Genomic DNA, 6,974 nt, shown 5'->3' with positions numbered 1-6,974 from the left:
TTCGTAGTGCTCATCACCATCGGCGAGCCCAAGATAAATCATTGTCTTGCGCAGTGTGCCTGCCATGGTAGCTCCCATCCTGTCTTCAGCGCTGCTGTCCTCCTTGCACGGCCCACCACGGGCGGTCCCGGCAAGAGGTCTGCCTAGCCAAAACGCTACCGCACGGCTGGTCGCGGGCCGAGGACATCGGAGCCGACACGGAGGTGTGTCGCACCCGCAGCCACCGCGGCTTCAAGGTCCTGGCTCATGCCGGCCGACACCATGTCCGCCCCTGGATGTTCTTCCTGCAGCCGCTGCGAGAGCTCCACCAGTTTGCTGAAGGCCGGGGCCGGGTCTGTCCCCAGCGGAGCAACCGCCATCAGCCCGGCCGGAATCAGTCCGTCGGTTTCCCCGAGCGCTTCGGCCAGCGCCAGGATGTCCTGGGGCCGGGCACCGCCGCGGGCAGCTGTTCCAGCGGCGTTCGCCGCACCGGACTCCTCCAGGTCAACCTGGATCAAACAGGAGAGGCGGGCTCGGGGTCCGAGCCCACCGGCCTCCCGCCGTTCCTGCTCCGCAACCATGGCCTTGCCCAGCGCCCTGACAAGCTGCGGCCGGTCCACCGAGTGGACCACATCCGCGTAGCGAACCACGGACTTGGCCTTGTTGGTCTGCAGCTGCCCGATGAAATGCCACCGGAGCCCCGCCGCGGCAAGCTCCGCGGCTTTCGCAGCGGCTTCCTGGTCCCTGTTTTCCCCGACGTCGGTGACGCCGAGGCCGTGCAGCAACGCAACGTCGGAGGCCGGGAAGAACTTGGTGACAACGATCAGCTCCGGTTGGCGCGGCAGCCCTGCAGCCGCCCGGGCAATCCGCGCCCGGACACGTTCCAGATTTGCCGCCAGCTCGGACTTCCGGGCCTCAGTACTCATGCATCCTTCCAAACCAGGCCGGCGAACCGGCCGGTGACTTGATCCCGCCGGTAGGAGTACAGCCTGTCTTCCTCCCGCGTGCAGCCACCCACTTGGTGCACCTCGACGCCGAGTCCGGCCATCGCAGCTTGGGCTCCGGCGGCAAGATCCAGGGCAGGCGTGCCCCATGAGGTCCTGGCTGCCAGCTGCCGAATCCGGGCCATCGCGTCGGCCTGCATCCGCTCGGGAACCTCATAGCAGGCCCCGCAGATGGACGGCCCGATCCACGCCTGCAGGGTGCCGGCCCCGGCATCGCGGAGCGCGGCAACTGCGTTGGACAGCACCCCGTCGAGCAGACCCCGGCGGCCCGCATGCGCCACGGCGGTGGCGGCACCGCCGTCGGCCAAGGTGCCCACCAGCACGACCGGCAGGCAATCCGCGACCATCACCGCAAGAGGAACCGTGCCGTCGGCACTGACCAGCGCGTCGGCCGTCACAGCGGGTTCCGGCGCAGTCGCGTCCCTGTCCCTGTCCCTGGCGGAAACGACTGCCGTCCGGGCCGAGTGCACCTGGTTCATGAACCGGAGGGATCCTGCCGGCACCGACATGGCACCTTCCAGCACCGCCCGCCGCCGGAGGACAGCGTCGGCGTCGTCCCCGACATGCAGGCCCAGGTTACCGGCTGAGCGGTCGGTAAAAGCTGCCCACACGCCGGGATGGACCTCTTGCTTCCACCAGAACACTGACGAACCTAACCGGCGGGTTACTTCAAAAAGTCCGGAACGTCGAGGTCGTCGATGCGGCCTGCGCTCAGGTCCGGCTCCACGATGGCCGGCAGATCCATGTCGAAGCCGGCGTCCGCCGGAAGATGCTGCGGCTGCGGAACGGCGCTGCCGAAGCCGTGTCCGGACGGTTCTGAAACCGGTACGGAGGGCTGCGCGGCCGGCACGGCAGGCGCACCCCCGGGCACCACGGCCGGCTTGGCCGGCGCAGCGGAGGTGACGTCCACCTGGTCAAAGCCGGCGGCGATGACGGTGACGCGCGCTTCGTCGCCGAGGGCATCGTCGATGACCGCGCCGAAGATGATGTTCGCCTCGGGGTGGGCAACTTCCTGCACCAGGCGTGCGGCTTCGTTGATCTCGAACAGGCCCAGGTCCGATCCGCCTTGGATCGAGAGCAGCACGCCGTGGGCACCATCGATCGAAGCTTCCAGCAGCGGCGAGGCTATCGCCAGCTCTGCCGCCTTGACGGCACGGTCTTCGCCGCGGGCGGAGCCGATGCCCATCAGGGCGGACCCTGCCCCCTGCATGACGGACTTGACGTCCGCGAAGTCCAGGTTGATCAGGCCAGGGGTGGTGATCAGGTCGGTGATGCCCTGAACGCCGGAGAGCAGCACCTGGTCGGCGGACCGGAAAGCATCGAGCATGGAGACGTTGCGGTCGCTGATGGACAGCAGGCGGTCGTTGGGGATCACGATCAGCGTGTCGACTTCGTCGCGCAGCGTCTCGATGCCGCTTTCGGCCTGGTTGGACCGGCGGCGTCCCTCAAACGTGAACGGGCGGGTGACGACGCCGATGGTCAGCGCGCCCAGCGACCGTGCGATCCGGGCCACGACGGGTGCGCCACCGGTACCGGTTCCGCCTCCTTCTCCGGCGGTCACGAAGACCATGTCCGCGCCGCGCAGGACTTCTTCGATCTCTTCGGCATGGTCCTCGGCAGCCTTGCGGCCCACCTCCGGATCAGCGCCGGCGCCCAAGCCGCGGGTGAGTTCGCGCCCCACGTCGAGCTTGACGTCGGCGTCGCTCATCAACAGCGCCTGCGCGTCCGTGTTGATGGCGATGAACTCCACGCCGCGGAGTCCCACCTCGATCATTCGGTTGACGGCATTCACGCCACCGCCGCCGATGCCGACGACCTTGATGACGGCCAAGTAATTCTGCGGTGCTGCCACGTCCTGTGTCCCTTGCTCGAGTCTGTGCACTGATCAGTCTGCCGGAGCGGGCGGGTAACCTGTCCGTCAGTTTTGCTAACCTTAACCTTCAGCTTGAAGGTTAGAGTTATGTCAAGTAGTTTCTATCCGTGACGCTAGACGCAAGCCACGGCGGGCACAACGACCCTGCTCCGCGTGTCGCCCGATCGGCGGATGTTGGGGGTTTCACGGTCCTCATCGGGTCACCGGCCGCGTGGGTGTGCTCACATCGATGACGCTCGCCTTGTCCTTCACGCCCTTCGCTTGGAGCAGCGCCTGCAGAACCGTGGCCTTTAACTTCTGCTCCCCCGCGTTGCCCCACAGCACTTTCTGGCCGCTGGCCAGCTGTAACTGAACCGAATCCACCGATTTCGCCGATGCGTGGTCGAGTTGTTTCAAGACGCTGGGCGGCAGCGCTCCGAGCACACCGGTGATCGACGCGAAGACATCCGGATCCTCAGCGGCCTTGGCGCCGTCGATCAAGGGAAGTTTCGCTTCGCTGCGCTTGGCGACCGCAGCCAGCACCTTCCCCGATTCATCGATCAGGACGAAATTCCTGCCGTCCTTCAGCACGGCGACAGGCGTATGTTCGGCGATCCGCACGTGCAGCTCCGACGGAGGCTTGGCGATCACTTCCACGGACTCCACCGCCGGCAAGTGGTCCACCAGGGCGTAGACCTCGCGTTCCCCGGTACGCGCCAGCGGCGTTCCTTTCAACGGTTCGAGGGCCTGGTCAAGCGTTGCAGGGTCCGTCAGTTTGGCCCCTTCGACGGTAATGGTCTTGACTGCCAGTGCCGGGGACCAAAAGATGACCGACATCAGCACGGCAATGAGAACGACGACGGTGCCGGCGGCGATCAACAGCCTGCGCCGCGTCTTGCGCCCGGCCGGTTCCGGGAAGCTCACAACCGTGGAATCAGCCGGTGCCGGCCCTTTAGCCGTGTCCTGGCCGCTCCATTGGTCGCGCCACCGCGCCAGTCCGGCGGCTACCCCGCTGTACTTGGCCGCCGAGGACTCCCTGGCGCCCTTTTCCGTGGCCGCCCTGGCTGGGCCGGATGCTCCCGCCCTGGACTGGGCACCTGTCCGGGGCCTTGACGGCCGAAAGGTTTTTGCGGCGCCCCCGGACGTGGACGTCGGGGCCCGCGTGGCCGCGGCCGCCTTCCGGCCCAATGGCCGTCCGTGGCCCGAAGGCTTTTCCCCTTCGGCCGGTTTGGCTCCGCCGGCAGGTTTGGCACGTCCCGCAGGTTTGGCACGTCCCGCAGGTTTGGCTCCGCCGGCAGGTTTGGCTCCGCCGGCAGGTTTGGCTCCCCCGGCAGGTTTGGCTCCCCCCGCAGCTTTAGCGCGCCCGACCGGCGGGGCATCTTCCGTGGCGGGCATGGCCGTGACCCTGCCGGAATTAATCCGGACGCCGGCCTCGCCGCGCTGCCCTGCGGCGCCCTGCTGCCCGCCTGAGGCGGAAGGCCGCGCCGCCGGGGTGCGCGGTTTGCGCGGGGTCATCGCGCCGCCGTCGAGGCCTGCTTCAGGGCCTCGAGCAGGACCGGTCCGTAGTTGGTCACGTCTCCGGCACCGACGGTCAGCACGATGTCCCCCGGGCGTGCGCGGGCCACGATGTCCGCCACGGCCCGTTCCGGATCCGGTGCGTAGCTGCCCGAAGCCAACGTGCCGGTGATCAGTTCGCTGGTGACTCCGGGAATGGGGTCTTCGCGGGCCGCGTAGATGTCCAGGACCGCAGCCGAATCGGCCAGCTGCAGGGCCCGGGCGAATTCGGCAGCAAACTCCCGGGTGCGGGAAAACAGATGCGGCTGGAACAACACGTGCACGGCATGCCCGTCAGCCACCTTGCGCGCGGCCGTCAACGCCGCGTGGACCTCGGTGGGATGGTGTGCGTAGTCGTCGAACACGCGCACCCCGGCCGCCTCACCCTTGGCCTCGAACCGTCTGGCCGCCCCCGTGAACCCGGCCAGTCCATCCGCGGCCGTGGAGGGATCGATGTCCTGGGTGATGGCGACGGCGAGGGCCGCGGCCGCATTGCGGATGTTGTGCTCGCCCGGTACCTGCAGCCGAAGCGTGCAACTGCCACCGGGGTAGGTGATCCGGCTGGTGCTGCCCGCACCGGCGAACCCGCTGCTCTCGATGCGCACCTGGGCATCCGCGGCGTAGCCGTAGCCCACCACCCGGCAGGTGGCGCCGGACGCCGCCGTGCGTTCGGCCAAGGCCCGGGCGCCGTCGTCGTCGAGGCAGACCACCAAAGTGCCGTCGGCCGGAAGCAGCGCCACGAACCGGTCGAAAGAGTCGTACACCGCTTCGGCGGACCCATAGTGGTCCAGATGATCCGCTTCCACATTCGTCACCACGATGACCTGCGGCCGGTAGTTGAGGAAAGAGGCATCGGATTCGTCGGCTTCGGCCACAAAGAGACCGCCCTGCCCGTGGGCTGCGTTGACACCCAGCGCCGCCACGTCGCCGCCAATGGCGAAGGAAGGCTCCTGCCCCGCGGCCTGCAGCATCACCGTCGCCATCGCCGTGGTGGTGGTCTTGCCATGGGTGCCGCCGACGGCGATCAGGCGCTTCCCTTCCATGGCGGCAGCCAGCGCAACCGACCGGTGCACGATGTTCAAGCCGGCCGCCGCAGCTGCCTGCAGTTCAGGGTTCTCCGGACGGATGGCGGTGGAAACCACCACGGTGTCCGCGCCGGCAATGTGCCCCGCCGCGTGGCCAACAAAGACCGTTGCCCCGAGCGCCTCCAGCTGACGCAGCACCGCAGAGTCGCGCGCGTCCGACCCGGACACGCGCACGCCGCGTGCCAGCAGGATCCGCGCTATGGCGGACATGCCGGCACCGCCCAAACCGACAAAGTGCACTGTGCCAAGTTCTCCGAACGGCAGCCGGGCCGTGGTGTGGAAGTCAGCGGCTTTCATCTGTGTCCTCCCCGATTGCCTCGAGCACTAATTGTGCCATTCGTGCGTCCGCATCACGGATTCCCAGCGCGTGCGCCGCAGCGGCCATGTGCTGCAGCCGCTCCGCGTTTTTCAGCAACGGCAGAAGTTCGTCCGTCACCCAGCGTGTCGTGAACTCGCCGTCGCGCACCGTTACTGCCCCGCCGGCCGCGACCAGGGAGGCCGCGTTCAGGGCCTGTTCGCCGTTGCCGTGCGGCAGCGGCACCAACACGGAGGGCAGTCCCACGGCGGCTACTTCACACACCGTGGCCGCACCGGCACGGGCCAGCAGAAGGTCGGCCGCCGCGTAGACGTCCTGCATGCCGTCAACAAATTCCACCTGGTGGTAGCCGGGAACGGTGAGCAGTTCTCCTTGCGCGTCCCGCAGGGCCTTGTTCCGCCCGGTGATGTGCAGCACCTGGACGCCTGCCCCCGCGAGCTCCTGCAGGGACGCACCGATGGTCCGGTTGATGCTCAGCGCGCCGGAGGAACCCCCGGTGACTATCAGGGTCGGCAGGTCTGGCTTTAACCCCAACCGGACGCGGGCGGCCTCACGGGACGCTTCCCGGTCCAGGGTCGAGATCTCACGCCGCATGGGCATGCCGACCCAGCGGGCACCGGGCAGGTTCGTGTCTTTGAACGCAACCGCCACCCGGTCGGTTAGCCGCGCCCCGACCCGGTTGGCCAGACCCGGCCGGGCGTTGGCTTCATGGATCACGATCGGCACCCGGCGCAGCTTGGCGGCGATGTAGAAGGGAGTGCTCACATAGCCGCCGACTCCCACCACGACGTCGGCCTTGGCGCCGTCGATAATGCCCGCCGCCTGGCGCACTGCGGCAGCAAATTTGAACGGCAGCTTCAGCAGGTCCAAGGAGGGGCGCCGCGGCAGCGGCACCCGCCCGATGGTGGCCAGTTGGTAGCCGGCCGCGGGGACCAGTCGGGTCTCCATGCCGACGGCAGTGCCGGCGGCGAGGATGCGGGCCGCGGGGGCAGCCTCGACGACGGCTCCGGCGATCGCCAGCAAGGGGCTGACGTGCCCGGCCGTGCCGCCGCCGGCCAGGACAACGGAGGGCTCGGAGGTGTTCATGGTGTAACCGGGATACCTTCTGCTCGGGCTGCTGGTGGTCAAGATCGTTGGTCAGCGGATTCCGGCCGCAGACGCCTGCCGGAACCGGCCGGGAATCC

The 6,974-nt window shown here is 68.3% G+C and carries 6 protein-coding genes and 1 pseudogene; all 7 read right to left on the bottom strand.

Annotated elements, in window-relative coordinates; all coding sequences use genetic code 11:
• A pseudogene (locus tag AC5RWT_RS32800) lies at positions 1-66 on the bottom strand (cell division protein SepF); the annotation flags it as partial.
• 89 nt (positions 67-155) lie between these two features.
• Positions 156-905, bottom strand: a complete 750-nt coding sequence (locus AC5RWT_RS32795; RefSeq protein ID WP_494083861.1) for a YggS family pyridoxal phosphate enzyme — start codon at positions 903-905, stop codon at positions 156-158.
• Positions 902-1,627, bottom strand: a complete 726-nt coding sequence (locus AC5RWT_RS32790; RefSeq protein WP_494083860.1) for a purine nucleoside phosphorylase YfiH/LACC1 family protein — start codon at positions 1,625-1,627, stop codon at positions 902-904. The genes AC5RWT_RS32795 and AC5RWT_RS32790 overlap by 4 nt, the downstream gene beginning before the upstream one ends.
• Before the next feature lie 20 nt (positions 1,628-1,647).
• A complete protein-coding gene (gene ftsZ / locus AC5RWT_RS32785; protein WP_494083859.1) occupies positions 1,648-2,835 on the bottom strand; it encodes a cell division protein FtsZ in 1,188 nt (395 codons plus the stop codon).
• 213 nt (positions 2,836-3,048) lie between these two features.
• The gene (locus tag AC5RWT_RS32780; protein WP_494083858.1) at positions 3,049-3,759 is read right to left on the bottom strand and encodes a cell division protein FtsQ/DivIB; all 711 of its coding nucleotides are present in this window, start codon (positions 3,757-3,759) and stop codon (positions 3,049-3,051) included.
• 587 nt (positions 3,760-4,346) lie between these two features.
• Positions 4,347-5,771 (bottom strand): UDP-N-acetylmuramate--L-alanine ligase, encoded by a 1,425-nt coding sequence (murC, locus tag AC5RWT_RS32775; protein ID WP_494083857.1) that lies wholly within the window; start codon positions 5,769-5,771, stop codon positions 4,347-4,349.
• Positions 5,758-6,876 (bottom strand): undecaprenyldiphospho-muramoylpentapeptide beta-N-acetylglucosaminyltransferase, encoded by a 1,119-nt coding sequence (gene murG / locus AC5RWT_RS32770; RefSeq protein ID WP_494083856.1) that lies wholly within the window; start codon positions 6,874-6,876, stop codon positions 5,758-5,760. Before murG ends, murC begins: the two co-directional genes overlap by 14 nt.
• Positions 6,877-6,974: the final 98 nt, after the last annotated feature.

The organism is Arthrobacter sp. Dra40, assembly GCF_059091905.1.
This window is presented reverse-complemented; position numbering and strand designations above follow the sequence as displayed.